Below are 1,241 nucleotides of genomic sequence, written 5' to 3'. Positions count from 1 at the left end.
TGACGTGCCCCCCTTTTTGTATCCACTCAAAAGGAGAGTTCCCGTTTTTTATGGCTTGGGGTTGGTGGGATGACAAGTGTCTCGGGGGCATGCCCCCCGAGACACTTGTCTGGCGACCTGATCCGGTGTCCTGCCATCCAATTGGGAATGGGGACGCACCGTGTTGTAGTCTTCCCGCCAGTCAGCCAGAACCTGTCGGGCATGGCTGAGGGAGGTGAACAGCGTTTCGTTGAGGCATTCATCCCTCAGCCGGCCGTTGAAACTTTCGACAAAGCCGTTCTGCTGCGGTTTCCCGGGGGCGATATAGTGCCATTCAACCTTCATCTCATCTGCCCATTTCAGGATGGCATGGGATGTGAACTCCGTACCGTTGTCGCTGACAATCATGAGGGGTTTGCCATATCGTTCTACCAGAGCCGTCAGTTCCCGCGCCACCCGTCCACCTGATAATGACGTGTCGGCAACCAATGCCAGGTTCTTGCGACTGAAATCGTCGATAACAGCTAGAATGCGGAACCGGCGGCCACAGATCAGGGCATCCGAGACAAAATCCAGGCTCCAGCGCTGCCCGGGTTCCTGAGGGATGGTCATGGGAGAACGCGTCCCCAGCGCCCTCTTGCGGCCACCCCGATGGCGGACTTTCAGCCCTTCCTCCTTGTAAAGGCGGAACAGCTTCTTGTGATTGGGGCTAAACCCTTCCCGCGCCAGAAGATAACCCAGGCGGCGATAGCCAAAGCGGCGTCTCTGGCTCGCCAGATCCCGCAGGCGCTGGCGCAGGGCGGCATCATCTGCCCGGGTGGAAATATACCGCGCAACACGCCTGGCAAGACCAACAAGGGCACAGGCGCGACGCTCACTCAGTGCCAGAGCCTTTTGAAGGTGTAGGACCGCCTGCCGCTTTGCGACAGGCGTCACCACTTTTTTCCAACAATTTCCTTCAACGCCGCATTATCCAGCATCGCATCCGCCAGGAGACGCTTCAGACGACTGTTTTCATCTTCCAATGCCTTCAGCCGTTTGGCCTCAGATACCTCAAGGCCACCATAGCGGGTCTTCCATTTGTAAAACGTCGCATCACTGATCCCGTGTTTGCGGCAAAGATCAGAGACCTTGAGCCCAGCCTCCTGTTCTTTCAGCACCCCTATGATCTGCTCTTCCGTAAAACGACTGCGTTTCATTCGTCCGTATCCTTCTCGATCGGACTCTACTTTAAAATGGTGACATTTCCGGGGGGCACGTCA

General features: G+C 56.6%; 1 protein-coding gene. It reads right to left on the bottom strand.

Annotation, left to right across the window (positions count from 1 at the left end):
* Window positions 1–48 precede the first annotated feature (48 nt).
* Window positions 49–1,178, bottom strand: a protein-coding gene (locus HNH97_RS11925) for an IS3 family transposase (protein ID WP_110507497.1) whose coding sequence is annotated in 2 segments (ribosomal slippage) — window positions 49–926 and window positions 926–1,178 — 1,131 coding nt in all. Because the reading frame shifts where the segments join, the coding sequence is not laid out codon by codon here.
* Between the last annotated feature and the right edge of the window lie 63 nt (window positions 1,179–1,241).

It is taken from the genome of Gluconacetobacter entanii, from assembly GCF_013155425.1.
GTDB classification, from domain to species: domain Bacteria; phylum Pseudomonadota; class Alphaproteobacteria; order Acetobacterales; family Acetobacteraceae; genus Novacetimonas; species Novacetimonas entanii.
Note: the sequence above shows the minus strand (reverse complement) of the source record. Positions and strands in the feature narration are given on the sequence as shown.